Genomic DNA, 23,655 nt, shown 5'->3' on the forward strand with positions numbered 1-23,655 from the left:
CCTAAACGGAAGTGCTTTTTTTACGATGATGGTGTGGATGATGAAGCCAATTTCATCTTTTCTTCAACTGTTTTCGTTTTTTCTTTTACTTTTTCAGCATAAGTGAAATCACCGTAGCAATACGGATAGCGGAAGTTATCTTTGTCGCCCCCGCATGTATAGACTTCAGGGTTTCGCTTCACTTGCTTTTTGGAGTATTGCTTTGCCAATTTTTCGGAATGTTTTCCCCCGTTTTTTGCAACAAAATCAATATAGCCGATTCCCATGTTATAGCTTTGAATAATGGTTTCCAAATCAACGCCTTTTTTCTTCCCATGCTTGTACATGGTTGAAAAATGATGGACTCCTTGTTTAATGCTTTTCTGAGGGTCATTGATTTCATTTCGTTTCAAACCAAGAGATTCAGAGGACTGCATTGGATCTCCGCCTCTGCCTTTTGATTCCTGATACATCATACCGAGAATTAACGCGGTATATTGATCTAAATCTTGATCTCTTAACTCTGTTTCTACAAGCGGTTTGTAATCATCCAGTCTCGACAAAACAATTGATTCCGTATCAATCGGCAGCTTTTTTAACTCCTTTTGATTAAAGGAAATGACAATGGCCGCTAATACGCAAACAAACAGAAAAATCGTGAAACAGCCTGAAATGGCAAAACATCCTGTTTTTTTCTTTTTCAAGGTCAGTTCACCCCTGTTTTGCCCCGCTTTTAAAAGGGAAGTACAGCCTTTATATTATGCCATATCCTGCACAGGATACCAAGTGAAAACCTTATATTCAATCATAGCCAAACGTAAATTCTGTTCTTGTTTTCAGTCTATAGCAGAAATAAACAAAACCGATCATGAGCCACACCATGCCGATGATTAATGCATTTGTACTGATGCTTGTTAAGAGCCAAATACAAAAAGCCGTTCCGCAAAGAGGGATGATGGCATACCTCAGTGTGTTTAATACACCTCTTTGTTTTTGTTTGATGAAATAGTAGGCGAAAACAGACAAGTTAACAAACGTAAATCCAATTAATGCCCCGAAGCTGATAAACGAGTAAATGACCTCAAGCTCACCAACAACTGCGGTTAACGAAAAAACACCAATTAATAAAATATTAAATACAGGCGTTTTCAATGTTGGGTGAATATAACCGAAGAAACGCTTTGGTAGTGATTGATCTCTTCCCATCGCATACAAGAGTCTTGCGGCACTCGCATGTGATGATAGGGAGGAAGAGATGACAGCGACCATGGTGCCGGCTAAAAAGAATGAGTGGAGAAACGCGTCGCCTACAAATTCCGCAATCTCAAGTGATGCCGCATCTGGATGCTTGAACTGTTGAAAATTTGGAAACACCTGCTGTAAAAAATAAGAGGTGAGGGTAAACAGCACACCTCCAATAGCGACCGTTAAAAATATAGCGAGAGGAATCGTTCTTTTTGGCTTAATTGTTTCCTCAGACATAGTCGAAATCGCATCAAATCCTAGAAAAGAAAAACATAAAATCGTCGCGCCGGAAAAAATAAGGGCGGGATCTAAGCTTGCTGAATAAAATGGACGGGTTGACAGTAACTCTCCCGTGCCTGCATGCTGCGTGAGCCCATAAATAATAAACCCAACAAATGTAACAGCGACAATCACCTGAAAGGTCACAAATAGCGCTGTAATGTTGGCTGTAAGACGTATACCGATTACATTGACAGTCGTTATGGCGATAGCAAGTATGATGATCCAAATGTAATGAGGTACATCAGGAAAGGCTGCGGTTAAATAAGCACTTCCGATTGCAAAATTCACCATAGGCAAAAATAAATAGTCTAGCAATAGTGTCCAGCCTACAAGAAAGCCAACGTGAGGATGAATACTTTTTTGCGCGTATGTATATGCAGATCCTGCTTTTGGAAAAGCCTTCACCATATTCCCATAGCTAAGCGCTGTCAATAGTAATACCAGTAAAGTAAAGATATAAGCTGCAGCAACGTGTCCTTTCGTCAGCTGAGCAACAATGCCGTATGAATCAAATACGACAAGTGGGTCCATATAAGCAAGCCCGATCACAACAAGCGGAAAAACAGTCAGGCTGCGTTTTAGTCTTGGCTCTTCAGTCAATTTGCCTATCAGCTCCTCTAAAAAAATGAATAAATAATGCTCATTTTAAAAAGAATGCTACCACGTGTCAATGCTATTTGAATAAATCTTTTTTCAAAAGGTGTGGAAGCTTTGCATGCTACACGTTTTGGTATATGATGATACATAGAATAAGTCGTGAGTTGACTGACAAGAAAGGTGAAGCGAAATGAAGGAAGAACTGAATACAAATCAAGAACAGGAACGGATGGAGCTGGACGAAGAAAGTCTATTTCTTGTCTCCCAAACATTTAAAGCCTTATCTGATCCGACGCGTATTCGTATTCTGCATTTGCTGTCTCAAGGTGAACATTCAGTAAATGATATAGCAGAAACACTAAACCTTATGCAATCAACCGTATCTCATCAGCTGCGCTTTTTAAAAAATCTTCGTCTCGTGAAATCTAGACGAGCAGGGACCTCGATTTTTTACAGTCCTGAAGATCAGCATGTGATGGAAGTGCTTGAACAAATGATACACCATGCACAGCATGATTGAGAAAAAACCTTCCTACTTTTATATAGGAAGGTTTTTTATGCATGATGTACTTGGGTTGATCGTTTATTTGCTTTCATCATTTGATAAGAAAACACAATATAGTAAGCCGCTAGAAGGAAAAAGCTGAGTATTGTCAGCGCATCATCGCTGACAATATGCTGATACAATTCAACGATATCCATTTTGGTGATCGCATGTGTTGTCAGATTGACCGATTTAAATGCTAGCCTAGATAAAAACAAACATAAAATAAAGCTTTCAATCCATTTACTTGTTTTCATATACAGCCGGCCATTTTCTAATTTCATCTGAATCGTCTGATAGGCGTGAACGGCGAGACTGCTCCCGAAGATCATGCCAATGACGGCATAGATAAAAATACTGTGATTTTGCCATCCTTCTGATAAGAGAATAAGGGCAGTGAGACTAAATACATACATTCTCATGAAAAGATTTACCGGGCGCACAAGCTGATAGCGTCTCATTCGATTCATTCGAATGATGATCCAGACGAGCATGACGATCCCGATCATGAACAACTGCCATACGTGATGTGTCATGATGCAACCTCCTCCTGCACAGGCAGGGATGTAAACGAATGCTGGCTGTTACTTATCATTACCATTCTTTCTTTTTTTATCAAATCAAAACCTATATTTAAGAAAAAGAGGAAAAGTCATGAAAATCGATCGCGTTTTGTCCATTGTGATGATACTGATTAGCAAACGGCAAGTACAGGCGAAAGACCTCGCTGAACTACATGAAGTGAGCGTGAGAACCATATACCGTGACATTGATACGATTAATCAAGCGGGGATTCCGGTTGTCACAAAACAAGGCGCAGGGGGTGGAATTTCACTCGTTGACGACTATCGTCTAGAGAAAAAATTATTCACCGATGATGATATTGAACTGATTTTAACAGCTCTTGAAGGCATTACGAGTGCATACACCTTTAAAGAAAGTGAACATGTTCTAAAGAAAATGAAATCCCTGATTCCGCCTCAAAATGAAAAACAGCAACATGTATTTATTGATTTAAGCTCTTGGGGGAAAGACAGCTACTTAGAAAAGAAGCTCCAGCTCATTCATACCGCTGCCTCAGCGCATCAATATATCCAGTTCACCTATCGCAATGCAAAAGGCGAAACACTTCCTAGAAAAGTAGAGCCTTATACACTTGTCTTAAAAGGAAGACATTGGTATTTGTATGCGTATTGCTGCGTGAAAAAAGCGTTTCGCCTGTTTAAACTTAAAAGAATGTCAGACCTTATCACGCATTCAGTATCTTTTCTTCCTAAACGAATAAAAAATGAAGAAAAGCCTTGGAATGATTCTTGGCACGAAGAACCTTCCGTCAGTACACTAACGCTCAGGTTGACTGAAGATTCTGTTGGTAAAGTGAAGGAATGGATAGATGAAAATGAATTTACCGTATGTGCAGATGGTACGTATCTTGCCACAATCACGTTGCCTCAGGATGATTGGTTATATAGCTTTCTTTTTTATTTAGGGCCAGATGTCGAGGTTGTCTCTCCGCTATCCGTTCGGGAAGCATTTGATCTCAAGTTGAAACAATTTCAAAAACCAAAAGGAACTTGACACAATGTTGTCAGGTTTCTTTTTATATGATGGAAAAAAGGAGATGAGAATGTATGTACGATATCGTGATTTTACAGAAACAATGGATCAAGGGATTATCTGTTCGAACAACAAATGAAATGGAGCAAACAAACGAGCGGAAGATTGCACCGCTTTGGCAGCAATTTTTCACGCAGCAGCTTCGCGGGGGCCATGCGCCAGTCATAGGGCTGTATTCAGATTATGAAAAGGATGAAAATGGAACTTATTTGTTCACAGCGGGGCAATTGGTTGACCAGCAGCTAGCACAAGATGCAAAAGAGATTCCAAGCTCCACCTACGCAAGGTTTCAAACGAGAAAGGGCCCGATTGAAGAGGTTGTGTTTGAAACATGGCAGCAGATTTGGAGTTGGGATCAGCGTCACTTGCGAACATATACTGTCGATTTTGAATGGTACGACGAACGATCGATTGATCCAAAAGAAGCACAAATTGATATTTATATTGCAGTCGATGAAAAAATAGTTGCTAAAACTAATGCTATTAGTTAATATAAAACTAACGACATTAGTTTTAGGGGGAAAACAAGATGAGATTGACAACATTTGACCGTTTGCATCAGCTTACATTAATGCCGCGTATTTTTCCGGTAAATTGTTATGTATTTGAGGAAGAGAATGAACTCATCTTAATTGATGCAGCTTTGAAAATGGCAGCAAGCTCGATAATTGAATTTGCACATCAATTAAACAAACCCATTAACAAAATTATTCTGACTCATAGTCATATGGATCATATTGGCGCACTAGATGAAGTGAAAAAGGCTTTTCCAGAGGCAGTTGTTTATTTATCGAAACGAGATGCTCGCCTGTTTGCTGGCGATTTCTCTTTACTTCCTGGTGAGCCGAAGAAAAAAGTCAAAGGCAGTTTTTCAAAAGACATTCACACAAAACCAGACGTGCTTGTTGAAGAAGGGGACAAGATTGGGTCCCTGAAAGTCATTGCCACACCAGGACATACACCAGGAAGCATCTCTTTATACGATGAAAAGTCAGGGGTTGTCATTGCGGGTGATGCAGTTGTGACAAAAGGCGGTTTATTTGTAACGGGTGAGTTTCGCTTCACCTTTCCATTCCCGGCTTTTGCCACTTGGGATGCAGAAACAGCACTAAAAAGCGCTGAAAAATTACTGGCACTTCCCTTGTCTTGTCTCGCAGCAGGGCATGGTGATCTCATCATAGAGCCTGAGACAAAGCTCAGAGCCGCTATCGAAAAAAGGAAGCAGCAGCTACAAAAGGGGGGACAGTAAGCCATGTCTCCAAGAATGGGTATCACACAAGAAAAAATTGTTGAATCTGCCATCGAATTTGTCGATGAAGAGGGCTTTTCCGCTTTGACCATTGCTACATTGTCCAAACGGCTTAACATCAGACCACCATCTCTTTACAACCATATATCCGGTCTTCATGAAATACAGGCAGCTCTTGCTGTCAAGGGGCTGACAATGCTTTGTGAGGCCGGCAAACAAGTAACAGCGGGGCTGGAAAAAGAAGACGCTGTTTTAGCATTTGCAAGACAATATGTTCAATTTGTCCGTCAGCATCCCGGTCTTTATGAGGCTGCTTTTTCACATATGAATGAAAAAGAAGTCAGTGTGGCTGCAGAGAATCTTGCTGATTTTGTCCAATCCATCATGTCTCGTTTTGGTGTAAAAGAAGAGGACATGACGCATGTCGTCAGAGGGCTCAGAAGCTTACTGCACGGCTTTGGAGATATTTCAAACAAAAAAGGATTTCAACGGAAAGAACAGCTTGAAGATAGTGTGAGCTATGCGGTCCGTCTTTATATTGCAGGCATCAAAGAGCAAGAAGATCTGTCTCATTGACAGGTCTTTTTTATGTATCGAACCGATATGATGAAGGAGATGTAAACAAATCAAAACATTTTTTGGGTAAAAAACCAATAAAGATTTGACAGTTTTGTGAAACATGGTATGCTTATTATGTGAAATAATTCACATAGAGGAGTAGAGGCAGATGAAAAGAAAGCCTGTTTATGTGGAAACAACCATTCAAGCACCTATTGAAAAAGTATGGGAGTATACGCAAAATCCAAAGCTTCATGAACAATGGGATTTGCGATTTTCGACCATTTCATTAAATGGACCTAGTGATGAACAGCCCCAATCCTTTTTGTATGAGAAACACCTTGGATTCGGCATTAGTGTAACTGGGACAGGAGCGTATCGAACGAGCGTGAAGGATGAGCGTCATGAAAGAGCATCCTCACTTCAATTTAAATCATCACACCCTTTGTCTTTCATCAAAGAAGGCGGAGGGTATTGGAAATACATGAAAACGAATGATCACATTGTGTTTCAAACGCAATTTGATTATGAAACAAAGGAAGGAAAAGGGTGGAAATGGGCAGACCGTTTGTTTTTTCGACCAATGATGGGGTTTATGACTGCCTTTAGCTTTGGCGCATTAAAGACGTGGCTTGAAAAGGGCACGCATCCCCGGTTGCTGCTAGAGAGAACACTTGCCCATTATGGCATTTGTTTGTTGTTTGCTATCGTCTGGTTATGTCAAGCGATCATTCCTTTTTCACCTTCTGCTTTTGAACATAGCACCGGATTTCAATTGTTTTATGCGCTATTAGGTGTATCATGGCTCATGCCTAAACTACCAAAGAAATATATATTCATCCTTCAAAGCATCTTTCTGCTGCTGATGCTTGGTATAGGGATTTTATCGCCAGAAACGACTCTGCACGAGCCGCTGGTGCTGAGTGCATTTTTCATTTTATCCGTTGCAGGAATGATCAATTTAAAAGATTGTGTAGATGTGTTTTCGATCAAACGAAAAAGGGGAGGAAGACATGGTCGTTCATCATCATCAAGTAAAGGACTACGATAAGCTGCATCCAACATTAAAAGAACGTTATAACCGCGCGTTTACGGCCGAAGGCATCATGGAGGAAATAGGAGGCGGGACAAAGCTCATCCGATTGTTATTCAAAATCGGCCCATTGTTTCGCTGTTTTTTTCCTGAAAGAGGGCGAAATATTCCCTTCCAAATTGTGAACAAGCCTTTTACGACAAGTAAGGGAGAAGAAGGGATGCACTGGTTTCGAACGTTCTATTTTCCTGAAAAGGAAAGACATTTTGATGCAGATATGATCATTGATCAGAAGAGCCATCAAGTACTGGACTACTTTGGAAAACCTAGGCTTCTTGTGTCAGAGCTTCATTTTACAGTCACGGAAAAAGGGTTCTTGCACATTCAATCAGGTAAGCAAAAGTTTTTGCTGTTTGGGCGGGAGTGGCCACTGCCTTCTTGGCTTTATGGTGAATCTGATGTAACAGAAGGTTACGATGAGCATGCAGGTGAGTATACCATTGATGTTCAAGTGAAAAATCGCCTTTTTGGCACTCTTTTTACTTATAAGGGCCGGTTTACGGAAAGGGTGTCACCTCATGAATAAATGGCATTTGATGTGTAGCATCATGTTGCTGTCCTGCTTTCTCGTTACCCGTTTGACGACAGCTCCCATACCAGAATTTTTTGTTTTGATTGCGATGTTATTTTTTCTTCCCGCTTTCTTACACTTTTTTTATCAGGAAGAGAAGAAACGGCAGCAGAAGGGGCTGATCGGCTTCATAATGAAAGCCTTTCCAGTAGCAGCTCTATGTGCAACAGGCGCATTCATCTATCATTCTCTTTGGCTTGCATTGGGATGGCTTTTCTTTACAATGATTCTGGCTTTATTTGGTTTCACTCGTTTGCTGAAAAGAGGGGCCCATCCGCTTCATGAGCTGATGATCGATGGCGCATGTATGTATATCGCTCTAGGTGGGCTTTGGTTCTGGCTGTACATAGCAGATATACAAGTGATGACATTTTCACCGATGATTGTACTTTTGACCGCTATTCATTTTCATTATTCGGCTTTTTTTATCCCTATCTTTTATGGATTATTGGGGAGGCAGCGGAAAAAAGAGACGACGCTATACAAAGTGGGTGGCTGGGTTATTTTACTGTCGCCAGTGATGATTGCTGTGGGAATCAGCTATTCTCGCCTGTTTGATACGTTCAGCGTCGTTCTTTATGTGATCGCACTTTATTTGTATGGAATTTTATGTATGACAACTTCTTTTCGTTCAACTGTCGCAAAAGGGTTCGTTGTGTTTTCTAGCATCATGTTAATGGGAACGATCGTCCTATCATTCCTTTATTCTGCCGGAATGCTTTTACATGTTACCTACATCAGCATGGATCAAATGATTTGGTTTCATGGCAGTATCAATGCAAGTTTGGTTATTTTACCAGGCCTCATTGGATGGTTGATTGAAAGACCAGCTGATCGATTGAAACAGAAGGATTTTCCGGTATCGAGAGTTCACGGTCGTTTTCAGATCATGTCTTTTCAACATGACGACATGCAGCATGATGAGAAGATTGGTTTAGTCGATTCTCTTGACCAATTAAATGGAAAGGCATTTTCAGCAGAGAGTGTGTCACCTGTTATTCGCAGATTTTATGAAGACCCGATGTCCTTTACGTTAAAAGCAGCCGTCTGTTTTCATTGGTGGGTAAGGCCGTTTGTCTTTTTGCTTCAGCCTGTTTTTAGACAAATAGGACAGCTCTATTTAGGGTCATCACGAATGCCATATGAAATGCCGGGGAGTCTTTCAAGATTTCAACATCCTCTTGAAGAAAGGGAGAATGTACGTGTGTGGGTCAGGCGCAATGAGAAAGGCGAGCAAGTCTTTTATGCGCTCTATGCCCAGCACCATGATGAAGAGACAGTCTATATGAATATTGCTTTGCCGCTTCCTTTTTCACAGCTTACGGCTATTTTAAAACCTTTGAATGAAAAGGAAGATTTTCTATTAAAAAGTAAAAGTCCAAAAGGCAGTACGGGTGATGAAGGATTGTATTTGCATACGTCTTTCATCACCATGAAACTGCCAATGGAAGAAAGCTTTCATATGAAAGCGAAGACGGAAAAAAGTCTCACAGCGATTCATCAAATGAAGCTATTCGGTATTCCTTTTTTAACGATTCAGTATCAAATCGACAGTGAAAGCCACTCATCTTAGTCAATGATGTCGCATGGTTCACCGTGACGAATGATGTTCACAATCGCTTGCCCATCACTCGGATGATGATCTGCATACTGTACTGGCAGTAAAGCAAAAAATACATAGTAGACTGAGAAGTAAGCAAATTGATAGAAAAATTGATGTTCTGGCAGGAAATCGTTGGCGATCATTGTGTTCAATATGAGAACACTGAGCAGGTTGCATAATGATCCGCCTAAGTAGACAAGAATGTGTGAGAAACGGTTATTTCTCCTCATTTCTTCATAGTGGCAAAAAGCATCTAGAAAATAGATTCTTCTAATTTCAACGACGCCTATTTTCAATACTTTTTTGCCTCGGCCAAGCGCAAACGAAACCTTTGCTCCAAACAGCCATGCGACTACAATATGGCCCAGCTGATGCAAGATGGCAACGATAGGAAGAATGACGAAAAACGACCAGCAAAACGTCCACATATCCGATAATGTAAACAAGTGTTAACCCTCCCTGAAATATTCGAGAGGAAGCAGTAGGATTATTTGCCATTTTACCGAATTCATTTTCATGTTGCAAATATTTAATAGACTACTATAAAATCATTATGTAAACTAACGGGGATTTTCAATGAATAGGCTTTTTAACCCTTTCTTTTAGAAGAGTAGGTTGTGCTACAATAAAGAAATTAGTGGGAGACAAGTGGTCATCTAGCAGAAGAAAAATGTGACCTTTTTATGAAAGAATGAAAGGGAGAGAGATTCTGATGGCAGATATTGAACAGTTTTTGGCGTTAGACATTCGTGTTGGGACGATAGTAGAAGCAGAGTTCTTTGCAGAAGCGAGAGTGCCTGCTTTCAAGCTCAAGATTGACTTTGGAGATGAGATTGGCATAAAACAATCTAGTGCACAGCTGACAAAACGTTATCATGCTGAGAATCTCACCGGGAGACAAATTGTTGCAGTGGTTAATTTCCCGCCAAGAAGAATTGCCGGGTTTAAATCAGAGGTGCTTGTCTTAGGAGGCATGCCGTCAAAAGAAGACGTTGTTTTGCTTGCCACAGATGAGCCGGTTGAAAATGGCACCAAAATAGGGTAAGAAAAAAGACATCTTCATCAGAAGATGTCTTTTGCGTATTGAGGCGGAATAACCACACGCCACATTCGTGTGTGTCTCAAAGAGACGTGTTACCCGACTTACACAATTCAGCTCATCGCTTGATTAATATAGCATGGGATCAGTATGAATGCAACCATTATTTGAGTTCTCTTTGTTTTTGGAATATAAAAAGAAGGTTCATCTCCTCATAGCATAGAAAAAATGACAGGAAATCAATTATTTGGATTATTTTTTCAAAAAATATTGAAAAGTCAGATCATATTTTATAAAATGAATTCATCTTAGTTTGTTTAATCGATAAACTAAGATGGTGATCATCTATTGTTTAAAGCAAATGATTTGCTGCTATGTGGGCTAAGCTGAAAGAAAGAGATGTTCAGCTTCATTTTTACAACAAATTGAAAGCGTTTTATTTTCGACCTATTGATTGCTGCTGCCCTGCACCATCTGTCCGCTAGAAGAGGCTAAGTGAAGAAGGGAGAAAACTCATGGTGAGTGAGAATTTAAAGAAGATTCGTATGTCTGAAAAAGTGGGGTATGCTTCAGGAGATTTCGCATGTAATTTAATTTATGCAACTGTCTCTACGTATCTATTATTTTTTTATACGGATGTGTATGGATTATCAGCAGCAGCAGCAGGGACGATGTTTTTGGTGGTTCGGGCCATCGATGCGCTTGCAGATCCGTTTATTGGGGCGATGGTTGACCGAACGAACAGCCGTTTTGGCCGGTTTAGACCTTATTTGTTATTTGGTGCGTTACCTTTTGCCGTTCTTGCCATTCTTTGTTTTACGACACCGGATTTTTCCGAAATGGGAAAACTCATTTATGCGTACATCACGTATGTTGGTTTATCGCTTACATACACGTTCATCAATGTTCCTTATGGTGCTTTAACTTCCGCAATGACAAGAAATAACCAAGAGGTCGTCAGTATTACGTCTGTTCGTATGCTTTTTGCAAATCTCGGTGGTTTAGTTGTTGCTTTTTTTGTTCCGTTTCTTGCGACGTTTTTGAGTGATACAACAGGAAATACAGCACTTGGCTGGCAGATCACGATGGCATTTCTCGGCGTACTTGGGGGCGGATTACTGATTTTCTGTTTTAAAAGTACGAATGAGCGCGTCACGCTTCAAAAGCCAGAGGAAAAGATCAAGTTCAGTGATCTCTTTGTCCAGTTACGAGTGAATCGTCCGCTTGTTGTGTTAAGCATTTTCTTTATCATTATCTTTGGTGTGAACTCGATCAGCAACTCAGTCGGGATCTATTATGTGACGTATAACCTCGGCAGAGAGGATTTAGTGAAGTGGTACGGCCTGATTGGCAGTCTGCCAGCTTTAATGGTGCTGCCGTTTATTCCAAAATTGCACAAACTATTAGGAAAGAAAAAGCTGCTGAATTATTCATTATTGCTGAATATTGTAGGCCTTCTTGCATTACTTGTGATCCCGCCGAGTCAAATCACTTTAATACTTATTTTCAGGCTCGTTGCGGCTGCAGGGAGTATTACAGCAGGTGCTTACATGTGGGCACTCATTCCTGAAACCGTTGAATATGGCGAATATAAAACAGGGAAAAGAATGGGTGGACTGATTTACGCAGTGATTGGCTTCTTTTTTAAATTTGGGATGGCCTTAGGCGGCATCGTTCCAGGGCTTGTCCTTGACCGATTTGGTTATATTGCAAATCAAGTGCAAACACCAGAAGCTTTACTGGGCATTTTAATCACGACAACGGTGATTCCTGTATGCTTACTCATTTTAGCGATGGTTGATATTAATTTTTATAACCTAGATGAAGAAAAACATAAAAAAGTCATACGAGAGCTTGAGAATAGAGACAAGGTGTATATCGATCATATGGACGACTTTAAAATGTAGATCTCTGAAAGAGGAGGAAATTCAATGAATATTACCAATCCAGTGCTCAAAGGGTTTAACCCTGACCCAAGTATTTGCCGTGCGGGAGAGGATTATTACATGGCGGTTTCTACATTTGAATGGTTCCCGGGGGTGCAAATTTATCACTCGAAGGATCTCGTCCACTGGCGGCTCACCGCGCGTCCCTTGCAAAAAACTTCTCAACTCGATATGAAAGGAAATCCTGATTCCGGCGGGGTTTGGGCACCGTGTTTAAGTTATGCGGATGGTCAGTTTTGGCTCATCTATTCTGATATTAAAGTAGTAGATGGTCCGTTTAAGGATGGTCATAATTATTTGGTCACAGCTGATGCAGTAGATGGCGAGTGGAGCGATCCGGTTCGACTCAATAGTTCTGGGTTTGATCCTTCCTTGTTCCATGATCCAAGCGGAAAGAAATACGTGTTGAATATGCTGTGGGACCATCGAGAAAAACATCACTCCTTTGCAGGTATAGCCTTGCAGGAATATAGTGTATCTGAAAAAAAACTAGTTGGTGAGCGGAAGGTCATTTTTAAAGGCACGCCAATCAAACTGACAGAAGCCCCGCATCTTTATTACATCAATGATGTCTATTATTTATTAACAGCTGAAGGGGGCACGCGTTACGAACATGCAGCCACAATCGCCCGTTCCTCGCGTATTGATGGGCCGTACGAGGTTCATCCTGACAACCCAATTTTAACGGCTTTTCATACGCCTAGCCATCCACTACAAAAATGCGGGCATGCTTCCATTGTACAAACGCATACAAATGAATGGTATATGGCTCATCTGACTGGCCGCCCAATTCATTCAAGGAAGGAATCCATTTTTCAGCAAAGAGGCTGGTGCCCTTTAGGAAGAGAGACAGCCATACAAAAGCTTGAATGGAAAGATGGCTGGCCGTATGTGGTAGGCGGAAAAGAGGGGCTCCTAGAGGTTGAAGCGCCTGCGATGAGCGTAAAAGAGTTCTCTCCAACCTATCACATAGTCGATGAATTTAAAGATTCATCGTTAAATAGACATTTTCAAACATTAAGAATCCCATTTACGGATCAGATTGGTTCAGTGACGGAAAATCCTCATCATTTAAGGCTGTATGGGCAGGAATCTTTAACGTCTAAATTTACCCAAGCGTTTGTTGCGAGGCGCTGGCAAAGTTTTTATTTTGAAGCAGAGACAGCGGTTTCCTTCTTTCCGAAAAACTTTCAGCAAGCGGCAGGTCTTGTGAATTATTATAATACGGAAAATTGGACTGCACTTCAGGTGACTTATGACGAAACGCTTGGCCGTATCCTTGAATTATCTGTGTGTGAAAACCTGGTCTTTTCTCAGCCGCTAATTAAAAAAATCATCATCCCAGACGAGATTCCGTATGTGTATTTAAAAGTGACCGTTCAGAGAGAGACGTACACGTATTCTTATTCTTTTGATCAACAAGAGTGGGAAAAAATAGATGTACCGCTTGAATCGACTCATTTATCAGATGATTTTATTCGAGGAGGGGGGTTCTTTACAGGGGCTTTTGTCGGAATGCAGTGCCAAGACACAAGCGGCGAACGTCTGCCTGCCGATTTTAAGTATTTTCGATACGAAGAAACAACTGAATAAAAAAAGACAACACTCTAAAGGCTGTCTCTCTTTAACATGTATTCCATTATGGTGAAGGCGTGACATCACGTAAAAAAGCTTCAGTGACAAGAGATGTCATCCCTAAGGCTGGTGCGTTTTGTCCTAATGACGAAGGAAGCAGCTCCACCCGTGAGCTGAATTGTGCATCCATTCTAGAGGATACTTCATCTTGAATGACACTTAGAACGGCCTGCTCAGATTCAATGACCTTGTTTCGTAAAATAACGGCTTGTGGGTTGAAGGTATGCAGAACGTTTGTGAGACCTACCCCAATGTAAAAGCCAAAGTTACGCAAGGCATTGAGTGTCTTCATATCATTTAACTTCGCCAACCGCTCAATATCTTGATAGGTGAATGACTGACCATCTGTTTGGAGCGATTGGAACAGTGCTTTCTCAGATGCATACAGTTCCCAGCAACCACGATTTCCGCAGCTACATGTCGGTCCATTAAAGTCGATCGTCATATGTCCCATTTCACCAGAAAAACCGTTTGTGCCTCTATATAAATGATGATTGATAATGATGCCTATTCCAATACCAGTGCCGATACTTGCATAGATCAGATGGTCATAATGTTTAGCAGCACCGAAGATTTTTTCACCGTAAGCACCGGCATTTGCTTCATTCTCGATAAAAACCGGTACTTGGAATGTGTCTTGGAGACTTGTTTTTAGATCGACATTTTTCCATTTTGAATGAGGCGTAAACACAATTTGTTCATCTGCATCGACCAGACCTGGTATACAAATCCCTATACCAATCAGCCCGTATGGAGAAGAAGGAATGTGTGAACGTAACTGCTGAATCAATTTAATTAATATACGGACGGTCACATCAGGTGTGCTGGATGGGAGCTTGAGCTGCTCATTATGAATCATCGACCCTTCAAGGTCTGTTAAAATGCCGTTGACATAATCAACACCGACATCAATGCCGATAGAGTAACCTGCACGTTTATTAAACATGAGGAGCACGGGTCTTCTTCCGCCGCTAGATTCGCCTTGACCGATTTCATAAACAAGATGTTCTTTCATTAAAGTACTCACTTGAGAAGAAACGGTCGATTTATTTAACCCAGTGCGTTCAGATAATTTTGCTCTGGAAATTGGTGCATGGTGCAGAATTTCGTTTAGCAATAGCTTTTGATTTATTTTTTTCACAAAGTTCTGATCCGCAATATCCATTGTATCCACTCCATTTGTTTCATCTTTAGATTAAGTGAAGAAAAGCCGTTTTTGTCGTGTTCATTCTCTATAAAACATGCTTTTCACTTTATTATAACGAAAATATTTCTAAAAAACTAAAAAATATGGAAAATTCAAAGAGATTAGTTGGTCAACTCGTTCGTTCGTTTGTTGAATCAACTTACTAAGTGAATATATAGGGGGAATCACTTATGGTCAAATCAAATATGACTTCGTTAAGTAGTTTACAGGGGATTGGCAACATTCAATATGAAGGAAAACATTCAAAGAACCCATTCGCATTTAAATATTATAATCCGAGCGAAAAGATTGGCGGAAAGACAATGAAAGACCACCTGCGATTTTCCGTCGCTTATTGGCATACACTGACTGCTGATGGAACAGACATGTTTGGAACTGGCACGATGAAAAGAGCTTGGGATTCTTATAGTGGAATGGATTTGGCGAAGGCTAGATTGGAAGTGGCTTTTCAGCTCTTTGATCTATTGGATGTTCCGTATTTTTCATTCCATGACCGTGATATTGCACCAGAGGGCGACACGCTTCAAGAGACCAATCAGCAGCTAGACATCATCGTAGAAAGAATGAAAGATTACATGCAGCAAAGCGGGGTTCGGCTTCTATGGAACACGGCTAATATGTTTAAGCATCCAAGATTTGTTCACGGTGCAGCGACATCCTGTCATGCAGATGTATTTGCCTATGCAGCTGCACAAGTGAAAAAGGGCATCGAAACAGCAAAGGAACTCGGCGCAGAAAATTATGTTTTCTGGGGAGGACGAGAAGGTTACGACACACTACTGAATACAGATATGAAAAGAGAGCTTGACCATTTGGCGGCCTTTTTGCATATGGCGGTCGATTATGCAAAAGAAATTGGATTTACAGGTCAATTTTTAATTGAGCCAAAGCCGAAGGAACCGACAACTCATCAATATGATACGGATGCAGCGACATCAATCGCCTTTTTAAAACAATATGGATTGGATACACACTTTAAATTAAATATCGAGGCCAATCATGCGACATTAGCGGGTCATACGTTTGAGCATGAGCTGCGTGTAGCAAGAATTCATGGACTGCTCGGTTCCGTTGATGCCAACCAAGGAAACTCCCTTCTAGGCTGGGACACTGATGAATTCCCAACGGATTTATATGCCACAACACTCGCCATGTATGAAATTTTGCAAAATGGCGGACTTGGAACAGGCGGTCTCAATTTTGATGCAAAAGTCAGAAGAGCCTCCTTTGAACTGGAAGATCTTCTGTATGCCCATATTGCGGGGATGGATGCATTCGCAAAAGGGCTGCGGGTGGCTCATAGACTCATAGAAGACCGTGTGTTTGAAGATGTGATCAAGCACCGGTACCGCAGTTTTTCTGAAGGAATTGGACGGGAGATTTCAGAAGGAAAGGCAAACTTTCATACATTAGAAGAATATGCACTGAAACATCCGCTCATCAGAAACGAATCTGGCAGAGAGGAACAGCTGAAAGCCAGATTAAATCAATATTTGTTAGAAGATTAATTGAGCGGGCGGATGTTTTGAAGGAGTGAACACATGAAGTATGTGATGGGAATTGATCTTGGAACGAGTGGAGTTAAAGCGATATTAGTAGATGAGAGCGGGAAGGTATGCTGCGAGACGACTAAATCTTACCGCCTCATTCAAAGCAAACCAGGTTATTGTGAGCAAAATCCTGAAGACTGGGTAGAGCAGACGATTGCCGCAATGACAGAACTTATGGAGAGAAAGCCTGTTCAGTCAATGCAGGTAGAAGGCATCAGTTTTTCTGGACAAATGCACGGCCTTGTTTTATTGGATGAATCCCTTCAGGTGCTCAGGCCTGCCATCTTGTGGAATGACACAAGAACAACAGCGCAATGTGGGCGCATGACAGAAAAGCTAGGAGGCAGGCTGCAAGCGATCACAAAAAATCAGGCGTTAGAAGGGTTTACACTGCCAAAGTTGTTATGGGTAAAGGAACATGAACCAGAAATTGATCAACGAATCCATTTGTTTTTACTTCCAAAAGATTATGTCAGATATCGATTAACCGGCGCTATTCATATGGACTATTCTGATGCGGCTGGTACGTTACTGTTGGATATGGGAGAACAAACATGGAGTCAGGAGATTTGTCAAACCTTTGATATTCCGATTCGTATTTGCCCGCCACTCGTTTCATCGGAGGCGGAGGTTGGAACACTCTTGCCGCAGATCGCAAAGGAAACCGGGATGACAGAAGAGGTGAAGGTTTTTGCGGGTGGAGCGGATAATGCTTGCGGTGCCATTGGCGCCGGCATTTTATCATCAGGTCACACATTATGCAGCATTGGCACATCAGGTGTCATTCTTTCCTATGAAGAAAATCATAACAGAGAGCTGAATGGAAACTTGCATTTGTTCCATCATGCAAAAAAAGACGCTTTTTATACAATGGGAGTCACTTTATCAGCAGGTTATAGCCTCGATTGGATTAAATCTTTACTTGCTCCGAATGAGTCGTTTAAAGCCCTTTTAGCCGGAGCAAAGGATATAGCGCCTGGGGCAAATGGATTGCTATTTACGCCATATTTAGTTGGGGAAAGAACGCCTCATGCAGATTCAGTCATTCGTGGAAGCTTCATTGGATTAGACAGCCGGCATGAAAAAGCGCATATGGTTAGAGCTGTGCTTGAAGGAATCACTTTTTCATTAAATGAATCGATCGCTTTATTCAGGCAGGCCGGAAAAAGAATAGATGCTATTGTGTCCATTGGTGGAGGTGCGAGAAGTCATACATGGCTTCAAATGCAGGCAGACATTTTTCAAGCTGAAGTGATTCAGCTTGAAAATGAGCAAGGGCCCGCATTAGGTGCAGCGATGCTTGCAGCAGTTGGATGCGGCTGGTACGAGTCACTTGAGGCGTGCGCGGATCAGTTTATCCATCAAGCGGCCGTATTGACACCAAATCAACAGCATGTCGATGTATATGATCATCTCTTTCGTTTGTATCAAAGCATTTATACACACACAAGAGACATTCATGCGGGTCTAGCACACTATCGATAATCTAGTCGTGAGTGGGGGCATGAAAGGAGGTGATGAATTCGTTTCATCTTAGAGATGACAGAATCAAAAGGATGAAAAAGGAGAGGAATGGAAGATGAATTTGAGAAAATTAAGACTGTTGTTTGTGATGTGTATTGGACTGACGCTTATTCTGACGGCTGTACCAGCCCATGCGAGAACCATTACGAATAATGAAATGGGTAACCATAGCGGGTACGATTATGAATTATGGAAGGATTATGGAAACACCTCGATGACACTCAATAACGGCGGGGCATTTAGTGCAGGCTGGAACAATATCGGAAATGCTTTATTTAGAAAAGGGAAAAAGTTTGATTCCACTAGAACTCACCATCAGCTTGGCAACATCTCCATCAATTACAACGCAAGTTTTAACCCAGGCGGGAATTCCTATCTATGTGTCTATGGCTGGACACAATCTCCATTAGCAGAATACTACATTGTTGATTCATGGGGCACATATCGTCCAACAGGAGCGTATAAAGGATCATTTTATGCTGATGGAGGCACATATGACATTTATGAAACAACCCGTGTCAATCAGCCTTCCATTATCGGGATCGCAACCTTCAAGCAATATTGGAGTGTACGTCAAACGAAACGTACAAGCGGAACGGTCTCCGTCAGTGCGCATTTTAGAAAATGGGAAAGTTTAGGGATGCCAATGGGGAAGATGTATGAAACGGCATTTACTGTAGAAGGCTACCAAAGCAGCGGAAGTGCAAATGTGATGACCAATCAGCTGTTTATTGGCAACTAAAAAAGTCAAAGAAAAGAGCCGGGAGCAAAACTCCTGGCTTTTTCTATCATAATTTTTCAACTTCGACTCTGCCGGAAAAGAACGTCGCACCACCGCCCATATCTGCCAAACGATCAGGCGTGAGGCCATTCACCAAATGTTTTTTGCCTTTTTGGTCTGCCCATAATCCCTGACTGACAACAACACCAGATAACACATTTTGTCCGACTGACACGATCAGCTCGCATTCTCCTCGATCATTCAGCACACGAACCATGTCCCCATCTTCAATCTGTCTTTCTTTTGCATCTTGTTCATTCATATGAAGCTTCGGAAATTTCTCAAGCTTTTGATGCTTCTCATGAAGAGAGAAGGTGGAATTAAGAAAATTATGGTTTGGTCCCGGTATAAACGTTAGTGGATAATCACTTTCCTTGAATAAAGGTACATAGGTTGGAAGGGCTGGATATCCATCTTTTTTCATTTGTTCAGAGTAAAGTTCAATTTTCCCGCTTGGGGTAGGGAGCTTTAAATCTTCGAAAGGCCCTCGTTTTGCTTTGATCCACTTTTTCTCTTTTAACGCTTGATATGAAATGTTTTCATAGTGCGGGTTTTCAGGATGATGAAGAGCTTGTTCCATTAGTTCCGCATCTGTCTCTTTAAAGGCTTCATCTTCAAAGCCCATCGCATGAGCCAAAAGACGAAACACTTCAGTGTTTGATTTGCTTTCTCCATAACGTTCTATAACAGGTTCTTGAATTTGAATGTAATGATGCCAGTAAGAAGTATAAAAATCCTCGTTTTCAAAGGCAGATGTCGCTGGCAGAACAATATCCGCATAAGTGGCTGTCTCTGTCATGAACAAGTCATGGACAACCGTAAATAAGTCTTCCCGCATCAAACCGTCTCTTACTTTATTTGCTTCAGGTGTCACAACAGCCGGGTTGCAAGAGTAGACAAAAAGAGAATCAATTGAAGGTTCTGCGTTCGTTAACACGCTGCCCAGCTGATTCATATTAAATGTTCTAGGTTCGCGTTCCTTTAATAATTCCGGTCGCTGAAGAGCGGTTTCATTATAACTAAGAAAAGAAGAGTTCGATTTCATCGCACCGCCGCCTTTGTGCAGCCATTGACCGGTGAGGGCAGGGAGGCAGGAGATGGTTCGAATACTCATGCCGCCATTATCGTGATGCTGAAGCCCATTGCCAATACGAATGAGAGACGGCGTTGTCTCTGCGTACATTCTCGCAAGTGAGACAATGTCTTCTTTAGGGACACCCGTGATTTGTTCAACCGTTTCTGGATCGTACTGCTTCACATGCTCGCGAAGCTCATTGTGACCGACCGTGTAAGTCTCTAAAAATGACGCATCTGTGCGGTCTTCTTTAAAAAGGACATGCATGATCCCAAGAGCTAGCGCACTGTCAGTGCCAGGGCGAAGCGGAATGAACCAATCTGCCATCCGGCCCGTTTGGTTTTTGTGCACATCAATGACGACAATTTTAGCCCCTTGCTTTCGAGCTTTTTGTGCCAACGTGATTTGATGCATATTGGTTGAAACCGCATTGATGCCCCAAAAGATAAATAGTTTTGTATGAATGGTTTCTTCTGGGTCTGTCCCAATGCTTGCGCCCATTGTATATTTATAGCCAGTTGTTCCGGCTGACTGACAAATGGTTCGGTCTAGCTGACTTGAGCCAAGTCGATAGAAAAAGCGGCGGTCCATTCCTTCTGCATTAAGATTCCCCATATTCCCATAGAAGCTGTAAGGCAAAATGCTTTCTGGTCCTTTTTCTTCGATCAGCTTTGTCCATTTTTGACGAATCGTTTCAATCGCTTCTTCCCACGTAATTGGTGCAAACTGCCGGTCACCTTTTTGACCTACACGTTTTAATGGCGTTGTCAGACGTTTTTCATCATATAAACGAGCTGTGACATTCCGCACTTTATTGCAAATGTTTCCTTGAGTGACTGGATGATCTGGATCTCCTTGAACTTTAACGATCTTTCCGTTCTCTTTATGTATTAAAAGACCGCACTGATCAGGGCAATCTAACGAACAAACTGATTTGAATATTCCGTCTTTCATTGCTGTGTAATCGGTCATACGTTTAGCTTCCTTTCCGAATTCCGTGATCACTGTACATATGGACTTTATTTTAGCATGTTCAGAGCAGGAAGGTAAGGATAAGCATATGAAAAAAAGCCCCTGATGAAAGGGGCTTTTAAAAACGGGTGACCTGCACAGGGAATTCTTTGACCCCAAACACAAACGTGCTTTGAATTGGTTTCAGCTGATCTGCCGCACGGGTGATTTCTCGAAACGTACGGAGTAAAATCTCAAGTGCTAGATGAGCCTCAAGCCGGGCGAGAGGAGCACCAAGACAAAAATGGATGCCGAAGCCAAAGCTCAAATGCGGATTTGATTTTCTGTCAAGACGAAACGTATCTGGATCGTCAAACTTCCGTTCATCACGATTCGCAGATGCCACCCAGCTGATGAGATAGTCTCCTTTTTCAATGTGAGAACCGGCAATCTGAACATCCTCTGCTGCAACTCGCCCAATCGCTTGAACAGGCGGATAATAGCGCAGCGTTTCCTCCGTCAATTGAGGAATGAGAGACAGGTCTTGCCGCACTGATTCGGCGATATGCGGCTGTTCTGTTAAAAGTCGTACGGCATTTGTGATTAAATTCGTCGTTGTTTCATTACCAGCAACGAGTAAGAGTATACAAAAGCCAAGTAGTTCATTTTCTGATAAACGCTCACCGTCAATTTCCGCTTGGATGAGAAGGGAGATTAAATCATCGGCTGGCGTTTCTTTTCGTTTTTGGATCAAATGAGCAAAGTATGCTGACAGCTCTTTTTCTGCTTGTTTTTGCATGTCGACAACGGCTTGTATAGCTTCTTTTGAATCATCTTTGGCTCCTGCAACTAGAGCATCTGAATGTTTTTTGATCAGCTCTCTGTCTTTCACTTCTGCACCGAGAAGCTCGGCGATGATCATGACAGGTAGGGGAGCGGCCAGATCTTGCACAATATCGAAGGTCCGTTGATCCTTTACTTGATGTAATAGATCATGGGTCAAGTCTTTGATCTTTTCTTCTATTTGTTTGATCGCTTTTGGCGTGAAGGCTTTATTGACGAGTGCTCTCATTTTGGTATGTTTTGGAGGGTCCATTGTTAAAATACTCGTTTTAGATGTACTTCTTCCTCGCTGTGATGAAAACACTTTTGGCTGCTTCAGAACGGACTGAATATCAGCATATCGAAAGAGATCCCAGCACTTTCTCGTTTCATCGTATCGAATATCACCCTGCGATCGTAATTCATTGTAGATAGGGAATGGGAAAAGAAGGTCATCAGTAGATCGGATTTCTTTCATTGGGATGACATTGACGTAATTTTCTTTTACTTTCATTATGAACGCTCCTTTTTCACTTGATTTCCCTTTCACGGTATCACCACGAAAAACGCATTTCAACGGACATGTTTTCTAAAATATGTCAATAGTCTAATCGAAAGATTCAAACACATTCATCCTATAGGAAAATAGAAAGTCATCAAAAATGATAGCGCTTTCTAAAAACTAGAATTGAAGTCACCGAAACCAAAAATAAAATGGTGAATTCAGTCGAACGAAAGGGTACTATGATTCAAATCTGTATAGTTCTTTTGATCTAAATTGATGATTTAAAAAAACACGGCTAACATACATACCGCAAGCTGTTCAGCTGGTATTCGGGACTTTTGAAAAGCGCTGGCTCTTTCTTGACACGATTTCTCATCATGTTACGATAACTAACGTGCGAAAAACACGAACAAAAAGCGAACAAGGGAGAGGATCAATATCATTGATCAAAAGAAAGTTGCTTTCATTGGAGCAGGTTCTATGGCGGAAGGAATGATTGCAGGTATTGTGCGATCAGGTCAGATGCCGCTCAGCCAAATTTACGCAACAAACAAGCAAAATAAGCAGCGATTAAACGAACTAACGAAACGCTACGGAATCCAAACAGCCACAATGGATTCATTTCCTTTTGAAGAAATGGATATGTTGATCCTGGCGATGAAGCCAAAGGATGCTGAAACAGCACTTGAATCATTAAAACCTCATATTCAGAAAGATCAGCTCATCCTGTCTGTACTTGCAGGTGTGAAATCATCGTATATTGAAGACATGCTGCATGAAGGGCAGCCTGTTATGCGAGTAATGCCAAATACGTCAAGTACGATTGGGGCGTCGGCGACCGCTTTATCTGCTGGACGTTATGTGAAAAATGAACATGTAAGCACGAGTCGGGCTCTTTTATCTGAAATGGGAGAAGTGTATACCATTCAGGAAGAGCAAATGGATATTTTCACAGGAATTGCCGGAAGCGGTCCAGCTTATTTTTATTTCTTAATGGAAAGAATCGAAGAAGCTGGAGAAGAAGCTGGCTTATCAAAAGAAATGTCCCGTCAAATCGGTACACAGACACTTCTCGGTGCAGCGAAGATGCTGCAAGAAACAGCTGAAAACCCTTCTGTCCTCAGAGAAAAAATTACGTCACCTAATGGAACAACTGCTGCAGGACTAGATGCATTAGATGATTTTGGCGGAGGAGAAGCCATCAAGCAGGCCGTCAAACATGCCGCCAATCGATCAAAAGAAATAAGTGAACAGCAAAAACAAAAAGTAACGATATAAATAG

At 41.5% G+C, this 23,655-nt stretch carries 22 protein-coding genes; 15 read left to right on the forward strand and 7 right to left on the reverse strand.

The genetic code is table 11. The annotated features are described in order from the left end of the window. Positions 1 to 20 precede the first annotated feature (20 nt). Both ACTJJQ_RS06985 and ACTJJQ_RS06990 read right to left on the reverse strand, forming a co-directional pair. On the reverse strand, positions 21 to 683 hold the full coding sequence (locus tag ACTJJQ_RS06985) for a lysozyme family protein (protein ID WP_017359484.1): 663 nt from the start codon (positions 681 to 683) through the stop codon (positions 21 to 23). Positions 684 to 780: 97 nt separating this feature from the next. Beyond that, a complete protein-coding gene (locus ACTJJQ_RS06990) occupies positions 781 to 2,106 on the reverse strand; it encodes an APC family permease (protein ID WP_242730560.1) in 1,326 nt (441 codons plus the stop codon). A 187-nt stretch (positions 2,107 to 2,293) separates the two neighbouring features. Between ACTJJQ_RS06990 and czrA the strand changes: the two genes are divergently transcribed. After that, entirely contained in the window at positions 2,294 to 2,623 is a 330-nt protein-coding gene (gene czrA / locus ACTJJQ_RS06995; RefSeq protein WP_007500691.1) for a Zn(II)-responsive metalloregulatory transcriptional repressor CzrA, read from the forward strand. A 35-nt stretch (positions 2,624 to 2,658) separates the two neighbouring features. Here the strand turns inward: czrA and ACTJJQ_RS07000 are convergent, their stop codons facing one another. Continuing rightward, positions 2,659 to 3,183 carry a hypothetical protein gene (locus ACTJJQ_RS07000; RefSeq protein WP_035391760.1) on the reverse strand — a complete coding sequence of 175 codons (525 nt, stop codon included), beginning with the start codon at positions 3,181 to 3,183 and terminating at the stop codon, positions 2,659 to 2,661. Between the two features lie 118 nt (positions 3,184 to 3,301). Here ACTJJQ_RS07000 and ACTJJQ_RS07005 point away from each other — a divergent pair, with 118 nt between their 5' ends. From ACTJJQ_RS07005 to ACTJJQ_RS07035, 7 genes are all read left to right on the forward strand, one after another. Further along, entirely contained in the window at positions 3,302 to 4,225 is a 924-nt protein-coding gene (locus tag ACTJJQ_RS07005) for a helix-turn-helix transcriptional regulator (RefSeq protein ID WP_242730558.1), read from the forward strand. Between the two features lie 53 nt (positions 4,226 to 4,278). Further along, complete coding sequence (locus tag ACTJJQ_RS07010; RefSeq protein ID WP_440600055.1) at positions 4,279 to 4,755, forward strand: GyrI-like domain-containing protein; 477 nt, start codon at positions 4,279 to 4,281, stop codon at positions 4,753 to 4,755. Between the two features lie 38 nt (positions 4,756 to 4,793). After that, positions 4,794 to 5,513: an MBL fold metallo-hydrolase gene (locus ACTJJQ_RS07015; protein WP_440600056.1), complete on the forward strand. Its 720-nt coding sequence runs from the start codon at positions 4,794 to 4,796 to the stop codon at positions 5,511 to 5,513. A 3-nt stretch (positions 5,514 to 5,516) separates the two neighbouring features. Continuing rightward, positions 5,517 to 6,089 (forward strand): TetR/AcrR family transcriptional regulator, encoded by a 573-nt coding sequence (locus tag ACTJJQ_RS07020; protein ID WP_008346533.1) that lies wholly within the window; start codon positions 5,517 to 5,519, stop codon positions 6,087 to 6,089. Between the two features lie 151 nt (positions 6,090 to 6,240). Beyond that, a complete protein-coding gene (locus ACTJJQ_RS07025) occupies positions 6,241 to 7,122 on the forward strand; it encodes a hypothetical protein (protein WP_440600057.1) in 882 nt (293 codons plus the stop codon). Beyond that, positions 7,085 to 7,690, forward strand: a complete 606-nt coding sequence (locus tag ACTJJQ_RS07030; RefSeq protein ID WP_440600058.1) for a DUF4166 domain-containing protein — start codon at positions 7,085 to 7,087, stop codon at positions 7,688 to 7,690. The genes ACTJJQ_RS07025 and ACTJJQ_RS07030 overlap by 38 nt, the downstream gene beginning before the upstream one ends. Then, on the forward strand, positions 7,683 to 9,308 hold the full coding sequence (locus ACTJJQ_RS07035) for a YndJ family protein (protein WP_440600059.1): 1,626 nt from the start codon (positions 7,683 to 7,685) through the stop codon (positions 9,306 to 9,308). Before ACTJJQ_RS07030 ends, ACTJJQ_RS07035 begins: the two co-directional genes overlap by 8 nt. On the opposite strand, the gene ACTJJQ_RS07040 is transcribed toward ACTJJQ_RS07035, so the two are convergent. Further along, on the reverse strand, positions 9,305 to 9,784 hold the full coding sequence (locus tag ACTJJQ_RS07040; RefSeq protein ID WP_007500681.1) for a hypothetical protein: 480 nt from the start codon (positions 9,782 to 9,784) through the stop codon (positions 9,305 to 9,307). The genes ACTJJQ_RS07035 and ACTJJQ_RS07040 overlap by 4 nt on opposite strands. A gap of 266 nt (positions 9,785 to 10,050) precedes the next feature. Here ACTJJQ_RS07040 and csaA point away from each other — a divergent pair, with 266 nt between their 5' ends. The 3 genes from csaA (at position 10,051) to ACTJJQ_RS07055 (ending at position 13,916) form a co-directional block, all read left to right on the forward strand. Continuing rightward, the gene (csaA, locus tag ACTJJQ_RS07045; RefSeq protein WP_008346544.1) at positions 10,051 to 10,383 is read left to right on the forward strand and encodes a chaperone CsaA; all 333 of its coding nucleotides are present in this window, start codon (positions 10,051 to 10,053) and stop codon (positions 10,381 to 10,383) included. Between the two features lie 509 nt (positions 10,384 to 10,892). Then, positions 10,893 to 12,284 carry an MFS transporter gene (locus ACTJJQ_RS07050; RefSeq protein WP_007500679.1) on the forward strand — a complete coding sequence of 464 codons (1,392 nt, stop codon included), beginning with the start codon at positions 10,893 to 10,895 and terminating at the stop codon, positions 12,282 to 12,284. A gap of 24 nt (positions 12,285 to 12,308) precedes the next feature. After that, positions 12,309 to 13,916: a glycoside hydrolase family 43 protein gene (locus ACTJJQ_RS07055; protein WP_440600060.1), complete on the forward strand. Its 1,608-nt coding sequence runs from the start codon at positions 12,309 to 12,311 to the stop codon at positions 13,914 to 13,916. Positions 13,917 to 13,962: 46 nt separating this feature from the next. Here the strand turns inward: ACTJJQ_RS07055 and xylR are convergent, their stop codons facing one another. Continuing rightward, positions 13,963 to 15,123 (reverse strand): transcriptional repressor XylR, encoded by a 1,161-nt coding sequence (xylR, locus tag ACTJJQ_RS07060; protein WP_251185741.1) that lies wholly within the window; start codon positions 15,121 to 15,123, stop codon positions 13,963 to 13,965. 212 nt (positions 15,124 to 15,335) lie between these two features. On the opposite strand from xylR, the gene xylA reads away from it, so the two are divergent. The 3 genes from xylA to ACTJJQ_RS07075 all read left to right on the forward strand — a co-directional run bounded on the left by xylA (position 15,336) and on the right by ACTJJQ_RS07075 (position 18,981). Further along, on the forward strand, positions 15,336 to 16,673 hold the full coding sequence (xylA, locus tag ACTJJQ_RS07065) for a xylose isomerase (protein WP_251185740.1): 1,338 nt from the start codon (positions 15,336 to 15,338) through the stop codon (positions 16,671 to 16,673). A gap of 33 nt (positions 16,674 to 16,706) precedes the next feature. Further along, complete coding sequence (gene xylB / locus ACTJJQ_RS07070; protein WP_440600061.1) at positions 16,707 to 18,200, forward strand: xylulokinase; 1,494 nt, start codon at positions 16,707 to 16,709, stop codon at positions 18,198 to 18,200. Positions 18,201 to 18,294: 94 nt separating this feature from the next. Beyond that, entirely contained in the window at positions 18,295 to 18,981 is a 687-nt protein-coding gene (locus tag ACTJJQ_RS07075) for a glycoside hydrolase family 11 protein (RefSeq protein WP_007500674.1), read from the forward strand. A 46-nt stretch (positions 18,982 to 19,027) separates the two neighbouring features. Here ACTJJQ_RS07075 and ACTJJQ_RS07080 read toward each other — a convergent pair whose 3' ends face one another. Further along, positions 19,028 to 21,067, reverse strand: coding sequence for a molybdopterin oxidoreductase family protein (locus ACTJJQ_RS07080; protein WP_048002184.1), 2,040 nt, complete (start codon positions 21,065 to 21,067; stop codon positions 19,028 to 19,030). A 118-nt stretch (positions 21,068 to 21,185) separates the two neighbouring features. Further along, positions 21,186 to 22,382, reverse strand: a complete 1,197-nt coding sequence (locus tag ACTJJQ_RS07085; RefSeq protein ID WP_317327483.1) for a cytochrome P450 — start codon at positions 22,380 to 22,382, stop codon at positions 21,186 to 21,188. 471 nt (positions 22,383 to 22,853) lie between these two features. On the opposite strand from ACTJJQ_RS07085, the gene proC reads away from it, so the two are divergent. Continuing rightward, on the forward strand, positions 22,854 to 23,651 hold the full coding sequence (proC, locus tag ACTJJQ_RS07090) for a pyrroline-5-carboxylate reductase (RefSeq protein WP_240688397.1): 798 nt from the start codon (positions 22,854 to 22,856) through the stop codon (positions 23,649 to 23,651). Positions 23,652 to 23,655 lie beyond the last annotated feature (4 nt).

Origin of the sequence: Bacillus sp. 22483 (assembly GCF_052044605.1) — a bacterium.
GTDB classification, from domain to species: Bacteria; Bacillota; Bacilli; order Bacillales; family Bacillaceae; genus Bacillus; species Bacillus altitudinis.